This is a genomic window from Alphaproteobacteria bacterium (assembly GCA_037200005.1).
Lineage (GTDB): Bacteria > Pseudomonadota > Alphaproteobacteria > UBA9219 > RFNS01 > JBBCGY01.
Genome location: JBBCGY010000001.1, coordinates 496,738 through 522,355, shown reverse-complemented (window position 1 = coordinate 522,355; position 25,618 = coordinate 496,738). Strand labels below are relative to the sequence as shown.

Here is a 25,618-nt window from a genome sequence, read left to right as displayed (position 1 = left end):
GGATGAAAGTAAAAGGTAAAATTTACCAATGCCGGGTATGATATACTACTCGGATATTCTCCTTAGGAAATTTTTAATGGATAATCCCGTCCTGGATTTTTTTGACCGGCAGTTAATGCGCCCCGACTTGGCGGCGATCAGGCCGGAGCATTTTCCGCCCGCGCTTGACGCTATTTTGAAACGGACGCAACAAGCCGCGGACAAGATTGCCGCGCAAACCGCGCCCGCGGATTTCGAAAACACCATCCTGCCGCTCGATACGCTTTTTCGCGAGACGACCGATCTCAAGGGTCTTTTGCTATATTTCTCCCAAAATGCCGGAACGCCGGAAATCTCCAAGAACAAGGAACAGGCCGACAAGGCTGTCGCCAATCTGGAAAAATCGGTTTTTCAAGACCCGAAGCTGATCGCGCGCTTCGAGCAGGCCTGTGCGCAGATTCCACCGGATATGAATCCCGCGATGGCGACGGCGTTGCGTCAAAGTTTCGAGGATGGCGGCGCGCTCCTGGAGAATCCGCAAGACAAAATAAAGCTCCAGACTCTCGACAACCGGCTGATCGCTTTGAGCGCCGAATGGAAAGATAATTGGATTCAAGGCACGGAGCAGCAAGCTGTTCATATCACCGACGAAGCGCGGCTTGCCGGACTGAGCGACACGGCGAAGTCCAGTTTCGCGGCTGCCGCCGCCAAACGCGGCAAACCGGGATGGCTGATCGTGCCGGACCGTTTCACGGTCGATGGCGTGCTTGAAGCGGCGGATGATCCCGCGCTGCGCCGGGAAGTCTATGAAGCCATCGAGCGCGTCGGCAAGGTTCCGCCTTTCGATAACGGCCCCGTGCTCGGCCAGATCAGGCAGGCGCGGCATGAGCGGGCGGTTCTCCTCGGCTACGCGCATCATGCGGACTACGCCCGGACGCGCAACGCCTATACCGACCTGGGAGAAATCCGCGAGATTCTCGGCGACATCGCCGATAAGGCGCTGCCGAAATTCGAGGACGACATGCGCGAGCTACAGTCCTTTGCCGCCGCGCAGCAGGACGGGCCGGCAAAACTGGAGCCGTGGGACGTTTCCTATTGGGCGGGAAAGCAGAAGAAGGAGCTTTTCGGCTTCGACGCGCAGGCCTTTGCGGAACATCTCGAATTAAACAATGTGCTGAACGGCGTCTTCCGGCATTACGGCAATCTGCTCGGCGTGAGCTTCAAGCGCTCGCTGACAACGGCGAAGTTGCATGACGATATCCGCACCTATGAGGTTTTGGACCAGACCGGCAACCATCTCGCCGATATCAATGTCGATCTCCATCCCCGCACCGGGCAGGATGACGCGCAGAAGGACGGCAGCGCCTGGGCGGATTATATCATTCGACAGGACAAAGGCAGGCCCGAAGCCGTCACCCTGAACACCAATGTCGCCAAGAACAGCCATGGCAAGACCTGCCTTGGCGGCATGGACGATGTAGAGACCATCGCGCACGAGCTTGGCCATGGGCTGCATGCGATCCTGAGCAACAAAGCCGGGTCTTATACGCTCCATGCGCTGAAAGGCCCTTCCGACTGCAACGAGTTTTTTTCGACCGTCAACGAATATTTCATGCGCGAGCGTGAGACGCTGGCCGGTTTCGGCATTCCCGACGCCATGCTGGACGCGCGGGAAAAAGCGCAGAACCATTTCCGGTCGCGCACGATCCTTTCCTATATGCAGAACGCGCTGACCGATCTTGCCTTTCATGCCGAGCCGCCTAAGCCTGGCGACAGCATGGAGTCCATCGAGCGCGCGGCCCGCATGGACAGCCCCCATGCCGCGCATCTGCGGCCTTTTTCGCTGCACCGCTTCTATCACCTGTTCATGGACTCGCCGAGCAAATACGCGGCGGGATATTGCAACTATGTGCTCGCCGACATGCAGGCGGCTCACGGCTTCGAGCCGTTTCGCCAGCAAGGCTACGACCCGGAAAATTGCCGGAAAATGCGCGCTTTCTATGAAGGCGGCGCGGGCAGCGGCCATCAGGAGCGCTATGCTGCTTTTCGCGGCGAAAAGGCGGCGCCGGACGCCATGCTGCGCTATAGCGGCATCATTTCGCCGACCGAGCCGGTACGGCCCGGTTCTTCAACACGGCCCGCGCTGCAAAGAAAGCTTCAGGCCTGACAGGCCGCAGGAGCGGCGATCCGCAGCCCCAAATCCCGCAGCAATTGCCGGTCGTCTTCGGCGTCGTTATTGGCCGTGGTCAGAAGCTTTTCGCCGTAAAAGATCGAGTTCGCCCCGGCCATGAAGCAAAGCGCCTGGGCCTCGCGGCTCAGTTCGGCGCGGCCCGCCGAGAGGCGCACTCGCGCCATAGGCATGGCGATGCGGGCGGCGGCGCACATCCGCGCCAGTTCCAGCGGATCGAGCGGCGGACGGTCTTCCAGCGGCGTGCCTTTCACCGCCACCAGCGCGTTGACCGGCACGCTTTCGGGATGGGGGTTCATGGCGGCCAGGATTTGCAGCATATGGGCGCGGTCGGTGACCTGCTCGCCCATGCCGACGATGCCGCCGCAGCAAACATCGATCCCCGCCGCGCGGACATGGCCGAGCGTTTCCAACCGGTCGTCATAGGTGCGGGTGGTGATGATCTCGCCGTAGAATTCCGGGCTGGTATCGAGGTTATGATTATAGGCCGTCAGTCCCGCTTCAGCGAGCTGGCGAGCCTGATGCGGCTGCAGCATGCCGAGCGTGACGCAGGCTTCCATGCCGAGCTCGCGCACACCCCGCACCATCGCCAGCACCGCGTCGAAATCCTTGCCGTCGCGCACCTCGCGCCAGGCCGCGCCCATGCAGAAACGCGACGCGCCCGCGTCCTTGGCGATCCGCGCCTTCGCCAGCACGTCCCCGGCATCCATCATGGATTGCTTGGCGAGATCGACATCCTTGCCGTGATGGGCACTCTGCGGGCAATAGGCACAATTTTCAGGGCAACCACCTGTTTTTATGGATAAAAGACTGGCCAATTGGACGCTATCGTCCTGATAAATGCGATGGATGGTCTGCGCCCGGTGCAGCAAATCCAGCAGCGGCGCTTGCAGCAATTCCTCGATTTCCGCGACCGTCCAGTCATGGCGGATGTCCTTCGCGGAGGCGGACGGAACTTGGCGGATGGCGGTTGTCTGGGCGTTCATGCTGCGGTGTCCTTATGATGATTCTTAATCCAATCCGCCACCGGCTGCCAGACCAGTTTGCGGGCGCGGCCGCTGACGATCATGCCGATATGGCCGAGCGGCACATGCCATTCTTGCGCGTTCGGCAATTGTCCGGCAAGAGCGGCGGCGGATGCCGGAGGCACGATGCGGTCATGATCCGGGACGGCGACAAGAACCGGGGCCCTGATCTTGCGCGGCTTCACGGCAATATCCCCGACCCGCCATTTCCCCTTGCCGGGCAAATTAGCCCCATACCAATCTTCGATGATCTCCGCCGCCACCGCGCGGACGACCGGCACGCCGTCATTCAGCCAGTCCTCGACCAGCGTGAAGCGGCGCATTTTGGCCGGATCGCGCTGCGGATTCATGCCGAGCTTGCGGAACTTCTCCGTCACCTCGGCGGGCTGCAGCACGGTGAAAAGCGCCTGGATGAACGAAGCCGGGATTGGTTCATGCTGCGGCCAGTTCGGTGCAATATTTTTCCAGAGTTCAGCGGCATTTTTGCCGAGCGCGGTATTGCCCCGATGGAAATCCCACGGCGTAGAGAGCAGGATTATGCTGCGGAACGCATCCGGATTTGCTGCGGCCAGCGCCAGCGCCAGCGTCCCCCCGATGCAATGGCCTAAAAGATGAATTTTTTCTCCACCGGCGATTTGGCGGGCGTGCTGCAGCATTTTTTGCAGCCGGGCGACATAATCAGCCACGGTCATCCCGGCTTCGATCTTGCCCGGCACGGCCCAGTCGACAAGAATAGGTCTTATGCCTTGATCCCTCAGCCAGCGCAAAAAGGAGCGATCCTGATCGAGATCGAGCACATGGTAACGGTTAATGAAAGAAGGGATGACCAGGACAATGGGCGCAGCATTTTTGCATCCGTAATCGAGGAGCTTCGTGGTGCCCTCTTGGGCGATAATGCTGCAATCGGGAAGATCGCGTGTCCCGTCTTGCCGGCAATAGGCCGTTACGCCATCGAGATAATGCCGGTATCGATTGATGCCTTCGAGCGCCAGGGCGGCGGCCAGCCTATCGGGGTTTAGTTTTGCTGCGCTGTTTTGCAGGCTGGCGGCGCGCTGGCTTAACTTTTCGTTCCAATTGCCGCTCGAGCCGGGCGACTTGTGCCGCAAGCGCAGCCACAGCTCCGGCCAGTTGAGCCACATCCTGCCCGCCAGCGCCAGATGCAGCGCCAGCGGCTCCGGCCCCCGGCGCTTTGGCTTTTTTGGAATTCGCGGCGGCGGCTGGTGCTGAGTTTTTTGCTGCATCTTTTTGCGCGCCCTTTGGCTGCCCGGCTTCCGTCCATAACGCCATGCTGCGGGCGAACAATTCCGCCATGGCCTGCATATCCTGCTGCATTTCGCGATCTTCGGCAAGCAGCCGCCATTGATCCTGCCACAGATCGAAAGCCGCTTCGGCCAGTTTGGCGGAGGCATCGTCTTGGGTGCTTGATGGGGCCATAAGCGTTCGCAACTGCAAAAATGAAGCCGTCCTGAAGAAGATAGTTGAGTTTTCCGCCGATTGCGACAATTATCAATAGACAATTATGTTTCTTGGCAACAAGGCAACTTACAGGATTGTCCCATGACCGCCGAAACTTCGCACCCGGAAAAGCATACGGAAAAAAAGCCTAACGTCACGATCAAGAAATACGCAAACCGGCGGCTTTATAACACGGCGACCAGTTCCTATGTAACGCTCGACCATCTGTCGCAAATGGTCAAAGACGGCATCGATTTCAACGTCTATGACGCGAAAAGCGGCGAAGACCTGACCCGCGGCGTGCTGACCCAAATCATCGTCGAAGAGGAAAACAAGGACGGGCAGAATCTCCTGCCGGTCAATTTCCTGCGCCAGCTCATCGGCTTTTACGGCAATAATATGCAATGGCTGGTGCCGAAATATCTGGATTTCAGCATGCAAAGCCTGTCGCAGAATCAGGAGCGGTTTCGCGAATATATGCAGAACGCCTTCGGCGGCGTTTTCCCGTTCGGCACGCTCGAGGAAATCGGCAAGCAGAATATGGCCATGTTCGAGCGCACCATGCATATATTCAGCCCCTTCGGCGAAGGCGCAAAACAGGCGCAGCAAATGATGCAGCAATCGGCGGAACAGCAGATGCAGGCGCTGCAAACCCAGCTCGTCACGCTGCAAAAACAGCTTACCGATATCGGCAAGAACAAGCCCTGATGTCCGACATGAAGCCCGTTGCCTCCTTCGCCGCCGCGGCAGAAGATAAGCTCAACCGCCGGTTCGGCATCCTTACCGGCCTCGCCGCCGAGGCGCGGCTGTTGCGTGGCGCGGGCACGGTTTGCTGCGCGGCGGCGGATGGCCAAGTGGCGCGCCGCATGATGCGTGACATGATCGGTTCGGGTATTACTCATGCGGTCAGCTTCGGCCTGTGCGGCGGCCTGGAACCGGGTCTGCCGTCCGGCAGCATCGTGATCGCGAGCCATGTGGCGGGGCTTGGCATGGCGCTCGATTGCAACAACGCGCTGGTCGCGGAGATGGCCGCCTTATTGCCGGGCGCCCAGGTCGGCGGCATCTGGGGAACGGACGCGGCGGTCGCCGGCGTTCGCGACAAGGCCCAGCTTTACCGGCGCAGTCATTGCCTTGCCGTCGACATGGAAAGCCACATCGTCGCGGAACTGGCGGCGGACGCGCGGCTGCCCTTCATAGCCTTGCGGGTGGTATGCGATCCCGCCGAATTTCCGCTGCCGCCCGCCGCGCTGGTGCCGCTGAAACGCGGCGGCGTGCCCGACATGGGCAGCATTCTTCGCTCTTTGCTGCGCCGTCCAGGCCAGATCGGCGGCATGCTCGGTCTTGCCCGCCATCACCATCGCGCCATGCGCGGCCTCGCCGAGGCGGCATCGGCGATTATTTAGCGGTTGACACGACTGGTATAATGGACGCGAACGTATTTTATGACGGCCATGCCATCAAGATCGCACCCTATCGTCCACCGGTCCGCGCGGCGAATCGCCAAGACGCTTGACTGGAGACGCGCGCTCCAGCTCGCGCTGGTGCTGTGCTTTATCGGCGCGCAGGCTATCGCGGTTTATCATACGGCGGAACACGTCTTCTATCAGGAAGGCGACCGTTGCGACCTGCATAGTTCGGCGGCGCAATTAGCCGGCGCCGCGCCCGCGCCGCTAGTCGTCATACCCCAAAGCGAGCGCGCCGCTTTCATCCATTATATTGAACCGGCCCATGCTTTTTACGTGGCCGGCCCGGCGGCGGCCTATAGCGCCCGCGCGCCACCCTCCGTCTCCTGACGATCTGAACCTCTCAAAATTTAACTCGTTCAAAACGCAGGAGAACCCCCATGCGCAAGCAATGGATTCTGGCAGCGGCCTTATCGGCTGCCGCCTTTCAACCGGCCATGGCCGCCGAAGACGTGCAACATCTGGGCCAAGAACTTAAGGACATCAAGGCCGTATACCAGCAAAAGATCGACGCGCTGGAAACCCGGCTCAAGCAGCTTGAGGATGCCAAGGCTCCGCCGCCAGCGCAGGCGCATGCCGAACAGGCCGCCCCAAGCGCGGCCCCGGCGGCAAGCAACGCCAATGCCTTCAACCCCGCCATCGGGCTGGTGCTCAACGGGCAATTCGGCGCTTACTCGAAGCATGACCGGAGCGTCTCCGGCTTCGCCATAGGCGACGAGGGCGAGCGCGCGAAGGAAGGCATGCAGCTCGGCGAATCGGAACTCAGCCTCTCGGCCAATGCCGACGACATGTTCACGGCGCAGTTCACCGGCTCTTTCGCTACCGACAATGGCGAGGACGGCGTGGAGATCGAGGAAGCCTTCGTCCAGAGCCTCGGCCTGCCCTACGGCATCAATATCAAGGCCGGGCGGATGCTGGCCAGCCTCGGCTATATGAATGAAAAGCACGCGCATACGGATGACTTCGTCGACCGGCCCTTGCCGTACCGGGCCTTCCTGAACAATGCGTTCAACGACGACGGGGCGCAGGCTTCGGTCGTGCTGCCGACGCCGTTCTATAGCGAGATCGGCGGCGGAGTCTGGCGCGGCGACGATTTCCCCGGCGCGAACGCGCAGGGCGCCGGGCCGGGCGCCTACAGCGCCTTCGCGCGCGTCGGCGGCGATATCGGCGACGACCAGAACTGGCGGCTGGGCTTTTCCTATCTGCACAGCCGGACCGGCGGCGACGGCCGCATCACCGGCGGCGACGGCATGGAGCAGATATTCAAGGGCGAGGATTCCCTTTATATCGCCGATGCCAAATATAACTGGGCTCCCACCGGCAACGCGGCGCAGCAGGAACTCAGTCTGCAAGGCGAGTTCTTCCGGCGGCAGGAGCGCGGCAGCTATGCCGACAACGCGCTGGGCATCGGCGATACCGACTATCGCGGCGGGCAGAACGGCTGGTACGGCCAGGCGGTCTATAAATTCCTGCCGCAGTGGCGCGTCGGCTATCGCTATACCGGGCTGTCGTCGGGTGACGTTCCCGACGCGCTCGCGGGCGGCGGACTCGACGCGATGGGCCACGATCCATACGTCCATAGCGCGATGGCCGATTATACGCACAGCGAATTCAGCCGCATTCGCCTGCAATATAACAACGACCATACCGGGCCGGGAACCGACAACCAGTTCCTCGCGCAATACATCATGAGCCTCGGCGCTCATGGCGCTCATAAATATTAAGCCATCCCCCAACAGCTTTTCAGGAGACCGTCATGAAAAAACTTCTCGCGCTTATCATGGTCCTCATGCCGCTGACCATGGCGAAACCGGCCCTGGCCGCTTTGCATATCTTCGCCTGCGAGCCGGAATGGGCGGCGCTGGCCGAGGAAATCGGCGGCGATAAGATCGAGGTGACCCGCGCCACCAACGCCCGCCAGGACGTCCATCACATTCAGGCCAAGCCAAGCCTGATGGCGGGGATAAGACAGGCGGACATGGTGTTCTGCACCGGGGCGGAACTGGAAATCGGCTGGCTGCCCATCCTGCTGACGCAAGCGGGCAATAGCAAAATCCAGCCCGGCAACGAGGCGTCTTTCATGGCCGCCGACTATGTCCGCAAGCTTGAAGTCCCGGCCCGGCTCGACCGCGCCGACGGCGACGTGCATCCCGCCGGCAATCCGCATATCCAGACCGACCCGCGCAACATCGCGGTGGTGGCGAAAGCCCTCGCGGACAAGCTCGCCGCGATCGATCCGGCCAACGCCGCCTTTTACCAGGCGCGGTATCAGGACTTCGCCGCGCGCTGGCAGGACGCCATGGCGCGGTGGGAGCGGGAGGCCGCACCGCTGCATGGCATGAAAATCGCCGTGCAGCACGAGGCATGGGCCTATCTCGTCGATTGGCTGAAGCTCGATGTCGTCGCCGCGCTGGAGCCGAAGCCAGGCGTGCCGCCGACCAGCGGTTATCTCGCGGAGGTGCTGGAGAAAGTCCAGCGCCAGCCGGTGAAGGCCGTGATCTATGCATCGTTCGAGGATGACGGCCCGTCGCAATGGCTGCATCAGAAAACCGGCGTTCCGGCGGTGGCCTTGCCCTTCACCGTCGGCGGCGATGATGCCGCGAAAGACCTGTTCGGATTGTTTGATTCGACGATGGTGCTGCTGCTTAAGGCGCAGAGCGTTCCGCTTCAGAAAAATTGAAGGAGTGAAAGCAAAACGAGCGCGGTGGAGTCCCTCTCCCCTTATGATTATCCCCTATTCTTCAACAACGGATGCCCCCCCATGACCCATCTCGAACTTTCCATATTGCTGCCCGCTTTCGCGGCGGGAGCGCTGGTGCTGGCGACGCATGTGCCGCTCGGCATCGAAGTCCTGAAACGCGGCATTATTTTCATCGATCTCGCCATCGCCCAGGTGGCCGGACTCGGAGCACTCGCCGCCACCTTGTATCTCGAAACCCATGGCGAGCATGAATCCGTCATCATCCAGCTATGCTCGCTCGGCGCGGCGCTCGGCGGCGCGTGGCTGCTGACCTGGACGGAAAAGCATTTCCACGAAATTCAGGAAGCCTTGATCGGCTGCCTGTTCGTTTTCTCCGCCTCGCTCGCCTTGCTGCTGCTCGGGCAGAACCCGCATGGCGGCGAGCATATGAAAGACCTGCTCGCCGGACAAATCCTGTGGGTATCGCCCCGGCAACTCGCGCTGACGGCGGGACTGTACGCGGCGCTGCTGGCGGCATGGTTCCTGGGAAGGGCGCGGCTGGGACGAGCGGGATTCTACATCCTGTTCGCGTTCGCCGTGACCGCCTCGGTGCAGATGGTCGGCGTCTATCTGGTTTTCGCGAGCCTGATCCTTCCCGCCATCGCCACGCGGCATGCGCCGGAAAAGCGCAGATTATGGATCGCTTACGGCATCGGCATTGTCGGCCTGCTGCTCGGCCTGCTGCTTTCGTCGCTGTTCGATCTCGCCACGGGCCCGTCCGTCGTCTGCGGGCTTTTCGCCGTCGCGCTGATCAAAATCGTCGGCGAGCGGCGGCCTAATTCGCCCCAGGGCGCTTGATCCGCAGCAGAAGTTTGCGGCCGGGATCATATTTGTCGAGCATGATGTCCATGCCGCCATTCTCGACGATGACATTGATGGCCGTATCCAGCATGGATTTCAGCTTCTCGTCCTGAGGCAACGCGAAGGTGTTCTGATAGACGCGCAAGGGCGCGGGCAGCGGCAGCTTTTTCAGCTTGTCCGGATTGGCGGCGAGATAGCGCTCGAACGTCGCGGCCTCCTGAAAGCTGATATCCGCCTTGCCGGACGCCACGGATTCCATCAGGTCGGAATCGCCGGCGAGATTGGAAAGCTCGGTGAGCTTGGCCTTCGGGAAATCGCGGCGCGCGATGATGGAATCCTCCCTGCCGTCGGCGGAGATGATCCGAATGTCGGGCTGATTGATGAGCGCCAGATCGGCATCGAAGCGCGTATCGTCGGCGCGGGTCAGCACGTCGACCATGCTGTAGGAAAAGGGCAGCGTGTAGAAGACATGCTTGCCTTCGGTGGGTAGGCGCCAGAAACCGACGCATAGCGCGTCGTAACGACCGGTCTTAAGCCCCTCGACGGTGGTGCCCCAGCCCACTTCGTCCGTCCATTCGATCTTCAGATCGGCGACCCGGCCGATTTCTTCGGCAAGATCGACGGCGATGCCGGAAAATTTTCCGCTATTCGGGTCTTTCCGCACGAAGGGTTCATAGAGGATATACCCGCAGCGCAGCGTGTTCGTCCGCATCACCCGGTCATAGGCGGTTTCGCGAACCGCCGCTTGAACCGCCGCCGCAGGCGGCGAATTCATTCCCTCCACCGCCTGCGGCGCGGCAAGCCGCGCCCCGGCATAACCAGTCACGACGGCGGCGAGAACAACCACGAGCCAGGTCAGGGGACGCATATTAAAGCGCCGCCGCCTGCCGCGCGCGCGGCTGGACATAAAGCTCGTCACTCCGGCGCACAAGTTCGATACCAAAGGGCAAGGGGACAGGCTGTTTGGCGGTTTCAACCAGAAGATTGACGCGCAGCGCGCGATAGGCTTCCTGGATCTGCGGCGGGGTCATGGCGATATTTTCGGCCAGAGCTTCCAATGTTTCTTGCCTGGCCAAATCCCAATCTTCCTTCATGCCGCGCGGCAACGCGATGACCGGAGCCAGATCGGCATCAAGCCTGATCGGTTCCGCGGCCTTCGCATCAAGAAGTTCCCTGCTATACAGGACAAAATCGACCCAGTTCCGCGTCAATTCACTTCGAGCGAAATTGGTTTCGGTAGCAATATGTTGCGGATTCGCTGCCGGAGAAACTTCGCCGGATGTCAATTGTTCAACTTCCTTGACCAATTTTCTTGCCGTCTTTTTGCCTACGGATTTCGCAAGGCCCCGCATCAGATCCTTCGAAGTCATGTCGCCTACAGCTTCCTGCAAAGCTTGCGGTAGAATGGCCGCTATATAAGCTTGCACATGCGCCTCGACCGTATCGGGCAAAAAGCGCGTCAGATTTTGCAGGTGCTGGCCATCTTCATCAATGGCCTTTAGCGACCGTCCCGGCCCATGTCCATTGCCCCTTGGAACTGAATAAACCATGACGACCTCCGTAATATAAATTGATGTTGCCACGACTATAACAGGCGGCAAACAGGCGGCAAGAATAGATTGTGGTTAATGGAGCGAACGACTGGATCCCGGATCGCGTTCGCGCCCGTTGGGCGCTCGCTTGTCCGGGATGACGGTTTCGTAAGCTCGGCTACGCCTCGCTAACGAAGCCCGTCATTCAGCCGCATCCGCCGCGCGCGAAGCGGCCGCTTGCTTGGCGGCTTTTTCGGCGTGGATGATTTCGAGATTCTGCGCGACGAGCTTGTCATGCACCAGCTGCGCGCCGCGCTGCTTGGTCAGGTCGATTTCCGGGGCCATCGGGCCTTCGGTGCGCGGCCCGCGCCATGAGGCGAGGATCGTTTTCCACGGCTTGGCGATGGCGTCGTTGGCCGCCGTCGGCTCATAGCCGGAATGCACCATGCAGTCGGCGCATTTCTCGTAATTGCCGGTGCCGTATTTTTCCCATTCCGTCGTCTCGATCAGTTCCTTGTAGGTCTTGGCGTAGCCTTCGCCGAGCAGATAGCAAGGCCGCTGCCAGCCGAAGACATTGCGCGTCGGCAGGCCCCACGGCTCGCAATGATATTGCTGGTTGCCCGCGAGGAAATCCATATAGAGCGGCGAGACGCTGAAGCGCCATTTTTCCATGCCCTTGGCCACGCCTTCCTTGCCGCGGCGCAGAACGTCGCGGAAAAGTTCCTTGGTGGCCTTGCGGTTCAGGAAGTGGCCTTGATCCGGCGCGCGCTCGTACGCATAGCCGGGCGAGACGGTAATGGCGTTGATGCCGATCTTCATCACCTCGTCGAAGAAGGCGGCGACGCGTTCCGGCACGGCGTTGTTGAACAGCGTGCAGTTGATATTGACGCGGAAGCCGCGCGCCTTGGCGGCCTTGATCGCGCTGACGGCCCGCTCATAGACGCCGTCCTGGCAGACCGATTTATCATGCTCCGGCTGCAAGCCGTCGAGATGCACCGACCAGGTGAAATAAGGCGACGGCTCGAATTGGTCGAGCTTCTTTTCCATCAGCAGCGCGTTGGTGCAGAGATAGATGTATTTCTTGCGCGCGACGATGCCCTTGACGATCTCGGGCATTTCCTTGTGCAGCAGCGGCTCGCCGCCGGGAATCGAGACGACCGGCGCGCCGCATTCGTCGACGGCGTCGAGGCATTCCTGAACCGAGAGGCGCTTGTTCAAAATCTCATCCGGATAATCGATCTTGCCGCATCCGGCGCAAGCGAGGTTGCAGCGGAACAAAGGCTCCAGCATCAGCACCAGCGGATAGTGCTTGTTGCCTTTGATCTTCTGGCCGACGATATAGCTGGCGACGTCGAAGGCTTGGCGGACGGGTACGGACATGAAAGATTTCCTCTACAGATAACGAATATGCTTAAGCGGGTTCCTGGCTTGGATCTCTTGCGCCCAGAGAACGCCGCACCGGCGGACGGGGGGCTAGAGCGCCAGCAGGCAGTTCCGGCAAGGCTTGCTCAAGCGCCGCCTGCAGCCGCTGTGTGAAAAGCTCGGTCTTGGCGGCATTCCAGCCCTGCAAATGTTGAAAGCCTTCGGGCGTCGCCCGCAGATAAGAAAGAAATCCGCGTCCGCTCCGAACATTTCTATTTCCCATAAATTCCGCGCCATGCGACGGCATCATGAGACAGCCCTCGACTACCCGCATCGGGAAGGCTTCCAGCGCCGCCGTGCGCGAAACTTCTTCTCCGGCGATGATCAAATCCGTCGCCATCATGCCGCTCCCGCCGTCGTGGCCTGCGGATTGCCCCTGGTCAGGGACGTCGGCAGGCGGAAATGCACATTCTCCTCGATGCCGGGCAAGACGGAAACCTCAATCGGCTCGATCTGCCGCAGGCATTCGATCAAATCCTGCACCAGATCTTCCGGCGCAGAAGCACCCGCCGTGATGCCGACCGCGCGGCGGCCGCGCACCCAGTCGGGATTGAGCTGCGTCGCGTCTTCGATCAGATAGGCGTCGATGCCCTCTTCCTGCGCGCGTTCTTGCAGGCGGTTGGAGTTGGAGCTGTTGCGCGCACCGATCACCAGCACGACATCGACATGCTTCGAGAGTTCGCGCACCGCCGCCTGGCGATTTTGCGTCGCGTAGCAGATATCCTTGGTGGACGGCCCGATGATTTTGGGAAATCTCGCCTTGAGCGCGTCGATCACATCCTTGGTGTCGTCGACGGATAATGTGGTCTGCGTGACATAAGCGAGCTTCTCGCTGTCCTTGACCTCAAGCGTGGCGACATCCTCGACCTCGGAGATCAGATGCACGCCGCCGGGAATGCGCCCGCGCGTGCCTTCGACTTCCGGATGGCCGTCATGGCCGATCATGATGATCTCGTAGCCCTGCTTGGCGTAACGCTGGCCTTCTTTATGCACCTTCTCGACCAGCGGGCAGGTCGCGTCGATGACATTGAGGCCGCGATCGACGCCATGCCGCTCGACGGCTTCGGAAACGCCATGCGCCGAGAAAATCGTCACCGCGCCTTCGGGAATCTCGTCCGTCTCCTCGACGAAGACCGCGCCCTTCTTGCGCAGCCTTTCGACCACATGCCGGTTGTGCACGATCTCATGGCGTACATAAACCGGAGCGCCGAATTTCTTCAGCGCTTCCTCGACGATGGTGATCGCCCGTTCGACGCCGGCGCAGAAGCCTCGCGGCTGGGCCAAAATAACTTGCATGCCAATTCCCGTTCTTTTGATTCAAGCGGCAAAAATAGAGGAAAATCATAGGGGAAAGCAAATTAAATTGCCGCCCCGGCGGAATAATGGTTAAGCGGCCAGCTCGAAGCCGTAAATATGGGCGATTCGCTTCCCAAGCTCCCGGCGCTGAGGCTCGAACTTGCGGGGCACGATACCCCGCTTATCGTCCCAGCCGACGATCATCACCGTCGAGGGCGGCACTTCGCCGATCCATTCCCCTTTCCGCTTGCTGTTATCGCCGGTGACGACGATGGCCGTGCAGCCCCCCTTTTCCGGCGGCGCGGTCCAATGGCCGGCATTGGCCTCCATGACAGGTTCGCCCCGGCGGTTCAGCAAGGGAGCGCCATCTTCCTCGCCCATGAATCCCAGTACGAACTGATGCGTATGGCCGCTGAAATAGGCGCTGATTTGCTTGCGAAGCGGCAGGGCCATGTTGCATCTCCGGACATGCTCGCGGACGGCAGCGCGATATTGAGCGTTACGCGTCGGCGGCTCGACCCGGTTGCGGATAGCATCGGCGAGCGAGCAGCGCTCCAGCCCGGCCTGATTGAGGAAACGGTGGAAGGCGGGGTGCCCGCCGCGAAAACGCTGAATGGCATGGCTGACCGGCCTGACGATGCCGTGATACGCGTTGGTGCCCAGCGCGGCGAGTTCGCGGCCCGTATATAATGACATGTCATGCTTGTCGCTATGCTCGTCAAGGATTATGCGCCCGTCAGGCATCTGATCTAGAATGCTCCGGTCGCTGGGAATCAGGATGATCCTGGTTTTATGGCCTCCGAAGCGCAGGCGGAACTCCATATTCTTCCCCGGAAGAAAGACGATATCATGATTGCCGGGCATGAATGTAGTATAGGCCTTCTTGTCCTTGAGGAATTTCTTGCCGAGCATATAAGGAAGCACGGCCATCTGCTCGGATGTGAACCGGTCGCTATTCAGGATAAGCCCAAGCTTCTCCGTGCCGTCGATTCCCATGGCATGCGGATCGAAGATATCGCCGCCCAGGATGGAATGCTGAACATAGGCATGATTGACGAAGCCGAGCAGCGCCTGGGCCTGGCATTCGTCGGTTCCGAAATGGGTATCGGAGATGAAGCTGGTGGCGAAACAATACGGCTCATGCCGCCGCTCTATTTTCGGGGCCGGGCCGTATTCCGCGGCGGCGGCGCGCAATTCATCGATTAAGGAAAGCGGGCTGGGCGTATCGGCGCTTGGTTTTTCCGCCATGATGCGGCCGGCGCGAACGAACAAATCGCCAATGAGTTCAAATCCGTGGCCGATGGACGTAAGCGCGCCGCTGACGGGCATCAATGCAAGCCCCCATGAATGAAAACGAGGCCTGAGTATCTGATTCGTCCATCGCCCGCCACCGATTCGCGGTTGTTTTTTCTTTCCCGGACGAGAAACAGTTGATAAACTTGTGTGCAAGCGAGTCTGGCGCTGCATCATATCGTTTGCGTCACGGTTCGACTCGCCGGACTTGCCAAAAATGGGAAGTGAGTCCCAAAAAGTTAATTGCTAAGGATTCATGACCCGCGAAGCGTTCCGTTTATAAAAAAGCAATAAAATTACAGGGACGGAAACAGCCATTTTCATTTTATATATCATGTGGTTAATAAAATTAACTGCGGCCTTCCGAGGCCCATTAACGTCTGTGTTTGAAAGGTGACATAAAGACGAGATGTGGTAGGATAATGACGTTGCCCCTCAATATCTGGTGGCAATAATCCAAGATTTCGGTATAGTTATCCACAGTTGTTGATAACTTGGTTTAAGAGATCAGCGACTTTGTGGCGGAGGCGAAATATGTTCGATGTAATGCAGGTTGAGCGCGGTCCCCAAGTTACCGTAGACCGGAGCCGAGACGCCCTGCTGACCGCCTTCGGCAAAGCGACCCTCGAAGACCGCTATGTTCTCAAGGACGAAGGCTTCCAGGACATGTTCGCCCGGGTCGCGATGACCTATGCCGACGACTCGGCCCACGCCCAGCGCCTCTATGACTATATAAGCAAGCTATGGTTCATGCCCGCGACCCCGGTGCTCAGCAATGGCGGCACGGATCGCGGCCTGCCGATCTCCTGCTTCCTGAACGAAGCCTCCGACAGCCTCGAAGGCATTCTCGGCCTTTGGAACGAGAATGTCTGGCTGGCGGCGCGCGGCGGCGGCATCGGTTCCTTCTGGGGCAATCTGCGCTCCATTGGAGAACCGGTTCGCGGCAACGGCAAGACCACCGGCATCATGCCTTTCATCCGCGTCATGGACAGCCAGACTCTCGCGATCAGCCAGGGCAGCCTGCGGCGCGGCAGCGCGGCGACCTATCTGCCGGTCAGCCATCCGGAAATCGAGGAATTCATCGAAATGCGCCGCCCGACCGGCGGCGATCCCAACCGCAAGGCGCTGAACCTGCATCACGGCATCGTGATTCCCGACGCCTTCATGCGCGCGGTCGAGCGCGACGAGGAATGGGCGCTGACCAGCCCCAAGGACAACGCCGTCATCCGCCGCATCGGCGCCCGCTCGCTGTGGATCAGGATTTTGACCGCGCGGATCGAGACCGGCGAGCCGTATCTCCTGTTCATCGATAATGTGAACCGCGCCGTGCCCGAGCATCACAAGCTTGCCGGGCTGATGGTCAAGACCTCGAATCTGTGCAGCGAGATCACGCTGCCCACCGGCATCGACAAATACGGCAAGGAGCGGACGGCGGTGTGCTGCCTGTCCTCGCTGAATGTCGAGAAATTCCTGGAATGGGAAAACCATCCCACGCTGATCGAGGATTGCCTGCGTTTCCTCGACAATGTGCTGGACGATTTCATCGCCTCCGCGCCCGACAGCATGTCGCGCGCCGCCTATGCGGCGCAGCGCGAGCGCTCGGTCGGCCTCGGCATCATGGGATTGCACTCCTTCTTCCAGAGCCAGAACGTGCCGATGGAAAGCGTGATGGCGAAAGTCTGGAACAAGCGCATCTTCAAGCATATCAAAGAAGGTGCGGACGCCGCCTCGATCACGCTCGCCAAGGAGCGCGGCCCCTGCCCCGACGCGGCGGATTACGGCGTCATGGAGCGGTTCTCGAACAAGATCGCCATCGCGCCGACGGCGTCGATCTCGATCATCTGCGGCGGCACGTCGCCCGGCATCGAGCCGAACGCGGCGAATTCCTTCACGCATAAGACGCTTTCGGGCAGCTTCGGCGTGCGGAACAAATATCTGGCCGAGGCGCTGCAGCGGCACGGCCGCGACGACGACGAAACCTGGTCGTCGATCACGACGAGCGAAGGCTCGGTACAGCATCTCGACTTCCTGACCGATCACGAGAAGGATTTGTTCAAGACCGCGTTCGAACTCGACCAGCGCTGGCTGATCGAGCTTGCCGCCGACCGCACGCCCTATATATGCCAGGCGCAGAGCCTGAATGTCTTCCTGGCCGCCGACGTGCATAAGAAAGAATTGCACCGGATTCACTTCGCCGCCTGGAAGAAGGGCGTCAAGAGCCTCTATTACTGCCGCTCGAAATCCCTGCAGCGCGCGGAAGCCGCGCCCGGCGCAGCGGCGCAGCGCGATCCCGGCGCGGAACCTTCCGACAATGTCGTGCCGATCACCGTCAAGCAGTCCAAAGCGGCCTTTGCCGCCGCGGAAGAAAGCAAGAACTACGAAGAGTGCCTCGCGTGCCAGTGATCGCCCGCCCGTGATCCGAATCCAAAATAGCCAAGGATTAGCCATGTCGCTCGCCCGTATCAAAAAAATGCCGGTCAGTTATCATGCCGACCGTCTTGACGATTTCGAGGAACGCATCATGTTCGGCGATCTCGGCGAATTGCTGACCGAGATCGAGGACGACCGCAATCTGTCGGAAGAGCTGGTTCACGGCATCGAAAGCCTGAAATATTTCCGCGATTTCTATCATGAAAAACGCCAGCGCCTGAGCGGCGAAGACCGCACCCGCCTCGCGGCCTATGACGCCGCCTGGTGCCTGGAGCTGATCGACCTCGCCCAGCGCGAAAAAGCGGGAAGATATTACCGCGCATAAAAAGGGCAAGATGTTACCCCGCGATGCGGGGGGCGGCTTATGGATAATTTATGGATAAATGGGAGATGGTAACGCCAAATTAATCTAAAAAGGAGGCCGCCCATGAGTCCTGCCAGACCCAAAAAAATCGAGGTCGCGGAAACCGAGAGCGACTCCTGGGAACTCGTTGCCAGGGCCAAAGGCTATAAATGCAGCGTCTGCGCCGTCACGCCCTTTTATGACGAGCGCGTCATTTATTACGCGACGAAAATGTGCGGCTGGTGCGCGCATCAGACTTGGTAAGCCCTGATTCGCATGTTAGGCTCACCACCTTCAGAATCGATTTTTCAGAGGTTGCATGTCCGGCCTTCTCACCCCCAATCCCGTCTATAAGCCGTTCCGCTATCCCTGGGCCTATGAAGCCTGGCACCAGCAGCAGCGCATCCACTGGCTGCCGGAGGAAGTGCCGCTCGCCGACGACGTGAAAGACTGGCGGCATAAGCTGAACGCGGGCGAGCGTAATCTGCTCACGCATATTTTCCGCTTCTTCACGCAGGCCGACGTGGAAGTGAATAACTGCTACATGAAGCATTATTCGCGCGTATTCCAGCCGACCGAAGTGCAGATGATGCTCGCGGCGTTTTCCAACATGGAGACGATCCATATCGCCGCCTATTCGCATCTGCTCGACACGATCGGCATGCCCGAAGTCGAATATTCCGCCTTCCTGCGCTATCGGGAAATGAAGGACAAATACGACTACATGCAGGGTTTCACGGTCGACAGCCCGACCGAGATCGCGCGCACGCTCGCGGTATTCGGCGCGTTCACCGAAGGCCTGCAACTGTTCGCGTCCTTCGCCATCCTGATGAATTTCCCGCGCTTTAACAAGATGAAGGGCATGGGGCAGATCGTCACCTGGTCGGTGCGCGACGAATCGCTGCACACGCAATCGATCATCCGCCTGTTCCGCACCTTCATCGACGAGAACCGCCATATCTGGACCGAGAGCTTCCAGCGCGAGATTTACCTGTCCTGCGACACCATCGTCGATCACGAGGACGCCTTCATCGATCTCGCTTTCGAGCTTGGCGCGGTCGAGGGCATGGACGGCGAGGAAGTCAAAGCCTATATCCGCTTCATCGCCGACCGCCGCCTGAGCCAGCTTGGGTTGCAGCCGATTTACCGCGTCGCCAAGAATCCTCTGCCCTGGATGGACGAGATGCTGAACGGCGCGGAACACGCCAATTTCTTCGAGGCTCGCGCCACCGAATATTCCAAAGCCGCCACCAAAGGCAATTGGGACGAAGCGTTTTCGGATATGGATAAGGCTATATAAAGCCGGAACTTTTTTGATTGAGTGTGTAGTCCCTTCCCCTCGGGGGAGAGGGTTGCCAGCACCTTGTTTCATAACCATCATTTCAGAAATTTCTTCACCGCCTCCACCACCAATTCATCAACCGCTTTTTCCGCCGCCGCCGCGCATTTCTCGAGCCGCCGATAGAGCGCAACGGGAATTTTAACTTCCCTTGCCGCGCCCTGCCCGCCGCCATCCGCCAGCATCAGCGCACGCGGATCGCAGCCCAAAGGTTTCGCCAGCCGCACCATCCAGTCGACCGTCAGCCGCCGCGAGCCGCGCTCCAGCTTGTCGACCTGCGCCTTGGTCGTCCCGGCGGCCTCGGCCAGCTGCTGCAGCGTCCAGCCGCGCTTTTGCCGCCAGAAGCGAATATGGTTGGGCGTCATGGTCATCTCCATAAGATAGCAAAAAACCCGCGTATCCAAAACGGATATTTTTTCCTTGCATAAAGTATCCATACTGGATACAAAGTCTCTTTCCGGCGATTCGGCGGCAGCGGAGGCGGCAATGGCGCGAAGAAAATGGCAGACCGAGACCCCCAAATCCAGAGACATTCTATTCAGGGACATTCCATCCATACCCGGCCCGGGCCGAACCGCGCCGCGCGGCGACCATGGGCCGCCCGAACGCTGGCGGCATAGCGGGCGGCTGCTGGAAACCACCGGCCATGCGGGGGTGCTGGCGGCGCGGGTCAGCGAGGAGCACGCGCTCGACCGGCTGCGGCTGCGCGGCCTGATCGGCGCGCGGGATCATGAAGCCGGGCTGCGGCTGCGGGCCGATTATCACGCGGCGCATCTCGAGGGCCGCATCATCGCCAGCTATAACGCGGCGCGCGGCATGAATTGCGGCGGCTTCCAGGCTTATGAGCGCACCGACATCGAAGAGGCCGCCTATCGCCGCTGGCGCGGGGCGGTGCAGGCCGTCGGCATCGCGGACAGCGCCGCCGTGCTTGGCCTATGCTGCCACGGCCACGGCCCGCGCGCAGCGCAGATGGCGGCGCTGCGGCGCGGCCTTTCCCGCCTCGCCGCCTGGTATGGGTTGCCGCAAGACGGATAAATCATCATAATCCCCTCTATGGTTATGATCGCCGAACTCGACGCGCGGGCGCGGGAAATTCTCAGGCTGGTGGTGGACGCCTATGTGGCGACCGGCGCGCCGGTCGGCTCCAAGGCGCTGGCGCAAAAGCTCGGCCTCGATTTGTCGTCCGCCACCATCCGCGGCGTCATGGCCGATCTCGAAGAACTCGGCCTGTTGCGCGCGCCGCACGTCTCCGCAGGCCGCGTGCCGACCGAGGCGGGCCTGCGCCTGTTCGTCGACGGCATCCTGGAAGTCGGCGCGCTCGGCCCCGAGGAGCAAAGCCTCATCGAGGCCGAATGCCAGGCGGGCGGGCGCAGCCTTCCCGACATTCTCGCCCGCGCGACGCAAAAGCTGGCGGGATTATCGTCCTGCGCCGGTCTGGTGCTGGCGCCCAAGAGCGACCGGGGCTTGCGGCAGATCGATTTCGTCAGCCTCGGCCCCGGCCGGGTGCTGGTGATCCTGGTCACCGAAGACGGCCTCGTCGAAAATCGCGTCATCGAAACTTCGCTCGATTTGCCGCCCGCCTCGCTCGGCATGGCGGCGAATTATCTCAACGCGCGGCTCGCGGGCCGCACGCTCGGCGAAGTTCACGGCCTCGTGCAAGCGGAGATCGCCGCGCATCAGGCGGCGCTCGACGAGCTGACGGCGAAGCTGGTGACATCCGGGCTTGCCATCTGGGCGGCGGGACAGCCCGGCGGGCAGTTGATCCTGCGCGGGCAGGCGCATTTGCTGCAGGATATTCAGGCGCTCGACGAAGTCGAGCAGGTACGAAAACTATTTGAAGCGCTGGAAACCCGCGAAGGCATGATGCGGCTTTTGGAAACCACCGGCGAAGCGCCGGGCGTGAAAATCTTTATCGGCTCGGAAAATGCCGCCTTCGCCGCCACAGGCTATAGTCTCGTCCTCGCGCCCTATATCAACAGCCGCGAGCAGATCATCGGCGCGGTCGGCGTCGTCGGCCCGACGCGCCTCAACTACGCCCGCATCGTGCCGATGGTGGACTATACCGCCAAGCTGATCGGCGGATTACTGGGGTAAGTATTTATTCCGCAAAACAGCACCGCTTCCCAGCGCGGCGGCGGCGCTGGCGATGAAAGCGCCGATCAGCATGGAAAAGACCGTGTAGAAGGCAAAACGCGAGGCTCCCTTGCGTACATCATCGGCCTTTTGCTTTATCTGTTCCTTCGCCTGCCGCTGACGCTCGAACGCTTCATTGACCCGCTGATCCGCCTCGGCCTGGCTGATTCCGGTTTGGGAGATCACGAGCTGGGATAAATAGGGCTTGTCGGCCTGCGCGTTGTCTTCATTGATCCAGCCATGAGCGAGAATGCGCATCGCTTCCGCCCTGGCTTCACCATCGCGCTGCGCATCGCGAGGCGTATTGGCCGCGGCGGGAACGGCGCGGAACAGCCGGTCCACTTCATAAGCGGCGGGATTCGCGCTCTCGGCCAGCGTCGCGCGGTCCGAAGTCGCGGAAAGCGCGGGCGGCATATGCGCCATGGCATTCGCGCCGCCGCTTGCCAGGCCCGACGCCACCGAACCGAGCAGGGAAACCGCTATGATCGTCGCAAGGCTCCATGCGAGAAACCCATGCGCGGTATCGCTAAAATAGGCTTCGTGCGGATGGACATTGTCGTCCTGCTTGCGCATCCGGCCGGCCAGATATCCCCCCAGCGCGGATGACACCCATTGCATGACGATCAGCCATATCGCGCTAACGACCGTGAAGGATGTGGCCGTGATGCCGGTATTGGCCCAAGGGGACACGGACGAGAGGCCTAGCCCGGAGCCGAAAAGGAATAAGACCATCGTCACCGCGCACATCGTGACGGCTCCGGCGATAATCGCCGGCCAGGACATGACGCAATGCCCGAAACGCGAATGCGCCTGTCCCGTCATGGCGGAAGAACTATAATCGGGAGATTGGGCGATAGGCATATTTGTTCCTCGCGGTTTGATAGCGGAATGGACGCGCTTTTTAAGAGCGGCTTAATCAATTATGCCAAAACAGCGCCAGCAGCAGCACGATCGGCAGAGGAATGCCGAGCATCCAAAGCAATAGGCCTCGTCCAAAACCCAATCCGTCGCTCATGTTTTTCTCCTTCGATAATGTTGTGTGGTGATGGGACAAGTGACGCGCTTGCATCGTCTGATTTCTCAACTTGTCTCAGCGCCCCATAAAGAAGCGATGGGTGATGTATGCGTCCGATCGACGCCATGAAATTTATGAAACGCTTATAAAAGCCGCCTAGTCGTAGCTCAGGTCCCTGGCTTTGCCGTGAAAGATCTTGTAGGCGAGGAACGTATAGCCGATCAGCGCGGGCAGCACGACTATCGCGCCCACGAAGATGATGATCAGCGATTCCGGCGCGCTGGCGGCTTCGACGATCAGCAGCCGGTCCGGCACGATATAAGGATAGAAGCTGTAGGCCAGGCCGAGGAAGCACAGCACGAAAAGACCGACCGTGGCGGCGAACGGCGTCCAGCACAGGCGGTCGTTTTCCTTGGGCAGCTGCCGCAGCAGCATCTCGAGCGCGACGACCAGGATGCCGGTCAGTGCCGGAATCGGCGCGAGCAGGAAGACATTCGGAATCGAGAACCACTTCTCGAAAATCCGCGCGCTGACCCAGGGCGTCGCGATCGAGACGAGCGCGATCCCCGTCACCGTCCCCCATAGCGCCAGCCGCGCCCAGCGGACGGCCTTGCGCTGCAGACCGTCCTCCGTTTTCATGATCAGCCATCCGGCGCCGATCAGGCTATAGCCCGCGACCAAGCACAGGCCCGCCAGCATCGCGAACGCCGCCGCCGCGAAGCTCTGCTCGAAACCCAGAATATAAGAGCCGAGCATATATCCCTGCGACAAGGTCGCCAGCAGCGAGCCGCCGGAAAAAGCCCGGTTCCAGGCGGTTTTATGGCCGGCTTCGGCCTTGGCGCGGAAATCGAACGCGACGCCGCGCAAGATCAGGCCGATGAGCATCAGCGCGACGGGCAAATAGAGATTGGTCAGAATAATTCCATGCGCGGCGGGAAAAGCGACCAGCAGAAGACCGACGCCTAGAACCAGCCAGGTCTCGTTGGCGTCCCAAAAAGGCCCGATGGAGCCGATCATGCGGTCTTTCTCGCCGTCATCCGCGAAATGGGCCAGCACGCCGACGCCGAGGTCGTAGCCGTCGAGGACGGCATAGACCAGCATCGCGAGGCCCATCAGGCCCGCGAAAGCCAGCGGCAGCCATTGCCCGTTGGAAAATATCTCCATGCGATCTCCTATTCGGCTATGGCTTCGACGACGGCCTGGCCCGAACTGGCCGGCGGCGGCGATCCGGCTTTCTCCCCCGCCTTCCGCGCCATATGGAAAACGGCGGCGATGAAAGCGACGAACAATACGGCATACACGATCAAATACAGCGCGAGGGTGAATCCCACCATGGATTGCGGCACCGTGGAAACCGCGGCGGCGGTTTTCAGGACACCGGCGACAAGCCATGGCTGGCGTCCGATCTCGGTGACATACCAGCCCGCGACGACCGCGAGCCAGCCGGAGAACGCCATGCCGACGAGCGCGCGCGCCAGCCACGGGCGAATATCTCCATGGCGCTTCAAATAGAACGCCGCCGTCCACGATATCAAAAGCATGAGGATGCCGGTTCCGATCATGATCCGGAAAGCCCAGAATACCGGCGCGACGGGCGGATGATTATCCGGGAACTCATTGAGCCCCTTGACTTCGCCGTCCCACCGATGGGTCAAAATAAGGCTGGCCCCATGAGGTATCTCGATGGCGTAATCATTGGCGCGCCTGCCTTCGTTCGGGATGCCGAACAGGACCAGCGGCGCTCCCTGCGCCGTCTCCCACAGAGCTTCCATCGCCGCGACTTTCTGCGGCTGATGATGCAGCGTGTTCAAGCCGTGCAAATCGCCCGCCAGGATTTGCGCGGGTATCAGCAAAGCGGCGAGATAGACCCCGGTTTTCAAGGCGCCCATGACATCAGGCCCCCGGTCATTCCTAAGCCAGCGATAAGCCGACAGCCCCGCCACCAGGAATGCCGCCGTAAGGCCGGACGCGAGCAGCATATGAACCAGCCGGTATGGGAAAGACGGGTTGAAAATGATCCGCAGCCAATCCGTCGCATGGGCCTTGCCGCCGATCATCTCGAAACCCGCGGGAGTCTGCATCCAGCTGTTCAGGGCCAGAATCCAGAACGCCGACAGCGTCGTCCCGGCCGCGACGAGAAACGTCGCGAGGTCGTGCGCCCAGCCAGGAACCCGGCGAAAGCCGAACAGCATGATGCCGAGAAACGTCGCCTCGAGAAAGAACGCCGTCAGCACCTCATAGGCCAGCAGCGGCCCGGCGATATTGCCGACGGTGGTCATGAAGCCCGGCCAGTTGGTGCCGAACTGGAACGACATGGTGACGCCGGTGACGATGCCGATCGCGAAGCAGAGCGCGAAAATCTTCGTCCAGAAAAAATAGGACTCCATCCAGTAATAGTCTTTGGTGCGATCGTACCGGTATTTGAAGAACAGCAGAATCCATCCCAAAGCGATGGTAATGCTGGGAAACAGGATATGAAAAGTGATGTTGGCGGCGAATTGAACGCGCGGCAGAAGGGCGGGATCGAGTGCCATGGAGATGGTTCGCTTTTGATGTTGTCGCGATGCCATGATTTGTTCATCGGGCGATGAACCGGTGACGAGCGCGGATGCCGTCATCGAATATATAGAGCCGCCGCCATAATCGCAACGCCGCCTTGGAGAAGGCAAGATTATTCTAATGATTTGACAATCTTTCATGGCTGCATGATTTTAGTCATAGGGCCTTGGATCGATGCGGGGAGAGAGGCCATGAATTTGCTCGGCAAACTGAACGGTGCGTTCAATCTGACATACTGGAGCGATCCGGACGCGGCCCAGCCATGCCAGGGTCAGATCCAGCCTTAAGCGATAGGCGCATTTCAAAAATAAAAAGTCGCCTTTCAAGGGCTAAAATTCATAAACTCCTTGTTTGCATCGTCAGCCTTTTTTATAGTGCGCGACCATAGTGATATTGAAAGGTTTTTGTCATGGCCATTATCAACGGAACCGCCGAGGGTGAAACTCTGCCCGGCACCGACTCCGCCGACACCATTTACCCCAATGGCGGCGCGGACATTGTTAATGCGGGCGGTGGTAGTGACCGTATTATACTTATTGCGCCAGAATCTGCGCCGAACGTCTTATTCTCTGGGTCGATAGATGGCGGCGACGGAGACGATGGGC

25 protein-coding genes are annotated in these 25,618 nt (G+C 60.3%); 13 read left to right on the top strand and 12 right to left on the bottom strand.

Translation table 11 applies throughout. The features are described from left to right. Positions 1 to 76 precede the first annotated feature (76 nt). Positions 77 to 2,146, top strand: coding sequence for a M3 family metallopeptidase (locus WDO70_02815; protein ID MEJ0062142.1), 2,070 nt, complete (start codon positions 77 to 79; stop codon positions 2,144 to 2,146). Here WDO70_02815 and bioB read toward each other — a convergent pair. Continuing rightward, positions 2,137 to 3,153, bottom strand: coding sequence for a biotin synthase BioB (gene bioB / locus WDO70_02810; protein ID MEJ0062141.1), 1,017 nt, complete (start codon positions 3,151 to 3,153; stop codon positions 2,137 to 2,139). The genes WDO70_02815 and bioB overlap by 10 nt on opposite strands. Next, positions 3,150 to 4,433, bottom strand: a complete 1,284-nt coding sequence (locus WDO70_02805) for an alpha/beta fold hydrolase (GenBank protein MEJ0062140.1) — start codon at positions 4,431 to 4,433, stop codon at positions 3,150 to 3,152. The genes bioB and WDO70_02805 overlap by 4 nt, the downstream gene beginning before the upstream one ends. Before the next feature lie 316 nt (positions 4,434 to 4,749). Between WDO70_02805 and phaR the strand changes: the two genes are divergently transcribed. From phaR to WDO70_02775, 6 genes are all read left to right on the top strand, one after another. After that, positions 4,750 to 5,355, top strand: a complete 606-nt coding sequence (phaR, locus tag WDO70_02800; GenBank protein ID MEJ0062139.1) for a polyhydroxyalkanoate synthesis repressor PhaR — start codon at positions 4,750 to 4,752, stop codon at positions 5,353 to 5,355. Next, entirely contained in the window at positions 5,355 to 6,050 is a 696-nt protein-coding gene (locus tag WDO70_02795) for a phosphorylase (protein ID MEJ0062138.1), read from the top strand. The genes phaR and WDO70_02795 overlap by 1 nt, the downstream gene beginning before the upstream one ends. A gap of 39 nt (positions 6,051 to 6,089) precedes the next feature. Beyond that, on the top strand, positions 6,090 to 6,440 hold the full coding sequence (locus WDO70_02790) for a hypothetical protein (GenBank protein MEJ0062137.1): 351 nt from the start codon (positions 6,090 to 6,092) through the stop codon (positions 6,438 to 6,440). 50 nt (positions 6,441 to 6,490) lie between these two features. Then, complete coding sequence (locus WDO70_02785; GenBank protein ID MEJ0062136.1) at positions 6,491 to 7,834, top strand: hypothetical protein; 1,344 nt, start codon at positions 6,491 to 6,493, stop codon at positions 7,832 to 7,834. 32 nt (positions 7,835 to 7,866) lie between these two features. Then, positions 7,867 to 8,790 carry a zinc ABC transporter substrate-binding protein gene (locus WDO70_02780; GenBank protein MEJ0062135.1) on the top strand — a complete coding sequence of 308 codons (924 nt, stop codon included), beginning with the start codon at positions 7,867 to 7,869 and terminating at the stop codon, positions 8,788 to 8,790. A gap of 81 nt (positions 8,791 to 8,871) precedes the next feature. After that, positions 8,872 to 9,648 carry a metal ABC transporter permease gene (locus tag WDO70_02775; GenBank protein MEJ0062134.1) on the top strand — a complete coding sequence of 259 codons (777 nt, stop codon included), beginning with the start codon at positions 8,872 to 8,874 and terminating at the stop codon, positions 9,646 to 9,648. Here the strand turns inward: WDO70_02775 and WDO70_02770 are convergent. The 6 genes from WDO70_02770 to WDO70_02745 all read right to left on the bottom strand — a co-directional run bounded on the left by WDO70_02770 (position 9,626) and on the right by WDO70_02745 (position 15,230). Beyond that, positions 9,626 to 10,558, bottom strand: coding sequence for a transporter substrate-binding domain-containing protein (locus WDO70_02770; protein ID MEJ0062133.1), 933 nt, complete (start codon positions 10,556 to 10,558; stop codon positions 9,626 to 9,628). The genes WDO70_02775 and WDO70_02770 overlap by 23 nt on opposite strands. Then, positions 10,521 to 11,201 carry a hypothetical protein gene (locus WDO70_02765; GenBank protein ID MEJ0062132.1) on the bottom strand — a complete coding sequence of 227 codons (681 nt, stop codon included), beginning with the start codon at positions 11,199 to 11,201 and terminating at the stop codon, positions 10,521 to 10,523. Before WDO70_02765 ends, WDO70_02770 begins: the two co-directional genes overlap by 38 nt. Before the next feature lie 183 nt (positions 11,202 to 11,384). Beyond that, on the bottom strand, positions 11,385 to 12,563 hold the full coding sequence (hpnH, locus tag WDO70_02760; protein MEJ0062131.1) for an adenosyl-hopene transferase HpnH: 1,179 nt from the start codon (positions 12,561 to 12,563) through the stop codon (positions 11,385 to 11,387). A 31-nt stretch (positions 12,564 to 12,594) separates the two neighbouring features. Beyond that, positions 12,595 to 12,948 (bottom strand): hypothetical protein, encoded by a 354-nt coding sequence (locus WDO70_02755; protein MEJ0062130.1) that lies wholly within the window; start codon positions 12,946 to 12,948, stop codon positions 12,595 to 12,597. After that, positions 12,945 to 13,901, bottom strand: coding sequence for a 4-hydroxy-3-methylbut-2-enyl diphosphate reductase (gene ispH / locus WDO70_02750; GenBank protein MEJ0062129.1), 957 nt, complete (start codon positions 13,899 to 13,901; stop codon positions 12,945 to 12,947). The genes WDO70_02755 and ispH overlap by 4 nt, the downstream gene beginning before the upstream one ends. Positions 13,902 to 13,991: 90 nt before the next feature. Continuing rightward, positions 13,992 to 15,230 carry a hypothetical protein gene (locus tag WDO70_02745; GenBank protein ID MEJ0062128.1) on the bottom strand — a complete coding sequence of 413 codons (1,239 nt, stop codon included), beginning with the start codon at positions 15,228 to 15,230 and terminating at the stop codon, positions 13,992 to 13,994. A gap of 498 nt (positions 15,231 to 15,728) precedes the next feature. On the opposite strand from WDO70_02745, the gene WDO70_02740 reads away from it, so the two are divergent. The 4 genes from WDO70_02740 (at position 15,729) to WDO70_02725 (ending at position 19,267) form a co-directional block, all read left to right on the top strand. After that, positions 15,729 to 17,597, top strand: a complete 1,869-nt coding sequence (locus tag WDO70_02740) for a ribonucleoside-diphosphate reductase subunit alpha (GenBank protein ID MEJ0062127.1) — start codon at positions 15,729 to 15,731, stop codon at positions 17,595 to 17,597. 43 nt (positions 17,598 to 17,640) lie between these two features. Then, positions 17,641 to 17,949: a hypothetical protein gene (locus tag WDO70_02735; protein ID MEJ0062126.1), complete on the top strand. Its 309-nt coding sequence runs from the start codon at positions 17,641 to 17,643 to the stop codon at positions 17,947 to 17,949. Between the two features lie 102 nt (positions 17,950 to 18,051). After that, the gene (locus tag WDO70_02730; GenBank protein ID MEJ0062125.1) at positions 18,052 to 18,231 is read left to right on the top strand and encodes a hypothetical protein; all 180 of its coding nucleotides are present in this window, start codon (positions 18,052 to 18,054) and stop codon (positions 18,229 to 18,231) included. Between the two features lie 55 nt (positions 18,232 to 18,286). Then, positions 18,287 to 19,267 (top strand): ribonucleotide-diphosphate reductase subunit beta, encoded by a 981-nt coding sequence (locus WDO70_02725; GenBank protein ID MEJ0062124.1) that lies wholly within the window; start codon positions 18,287 to 18,289, stop codon positions 19,265 to 19,267. A 77-nt stretch (positions 19,268 to 19,344) separates the two neighbouring features. On the opposite strand, the gene WDO70_02720 is transcribed toward WDO70_02725, so the two are convergent. Next, entirely contained in the window at positions 19,345 to 19,671 is a 327-nt protein-coding gene (locus WDO70_02720; GenBank protein ID MEJ0062123.1) for a helix-turn-helix transcriptional regulator, read from the bottom strand. A gap of 121 nt (positions 19,672 to 19,792) precedes the next feature. Between WDO70_02720 and WDO70_02715 the strand changes: the two genes are divergently transcribed. Continuing rightward, positions 19,793 to 20,341, top strand: coding sequence for a DUF6456 domain-containing protein (locus WDO70_02715; GenBank protein ID MEJ0062122.1), 549 nt, complete (start codon positions 19,793 to 19,795; stop codon positions 20,339 to 20,341). Positions 20,342 to 20,365: 24 nt separating this feature from the next. Beyond that, a complete protein-coding gene (gene hrcA, locus WDO70_02710; protein ID MEJ0062121.1) occupies positions 20,366 to 21,400 on the top strand; it encodes a heat-inducible transcriptional repressor HrcA in 1,035 nt (344 codons plus the stop codon). Here the strand turns inward: hrcA and WDO70_02705 are convergent. From WDO70_02705 to WDO70_02695, 3 genes are all read right to left on the bottom strand, one after another. Then, positions 21,389 to 22,300, bottom strand: coding sequence for a hypothetical protein (locus WDO70_02705; GenBank protein MEJ0062120.1), 912 nt, complete (start codon positions 22,298 to 22,300; stop codon positions 21,389 to 21,391). The two genes, hrcA and WDO70_02705, sit on opposite strands and share 12 nt — an antisense overlap. A gap of 310 nt (positions 22,301 to 22,610) precedes the next feature. Beyond that, complete coding sequence (locus WDO70_02700) at positions 22,611 to 23,618, bottom strand: cytochrome d ubiquinol oxidase subunit II (protein ID MEJ0062119.1); 1,008 nt, start codon at positions 23,616 to 23,618, stop codon at positions 22,611 to 22,613. An 8-nt stretch (positions 23,619 to 23,626) separates the two neighbouring features. After that, positions 23,627 to 24,988 (bottom strand): cytochrome ubiquinol oxidase subunit I, encoded by a 1,362-nt coding sequence (locus WDO70_02695; protein MEJ0062118.1) that lies wholly within the window; start codon positions 24,986 to 24,988, stop codon positions 23,627 to 23,629. Between the last annotated feature and the right edge of the window lie 630 nt (positions 24,989 to 25,618).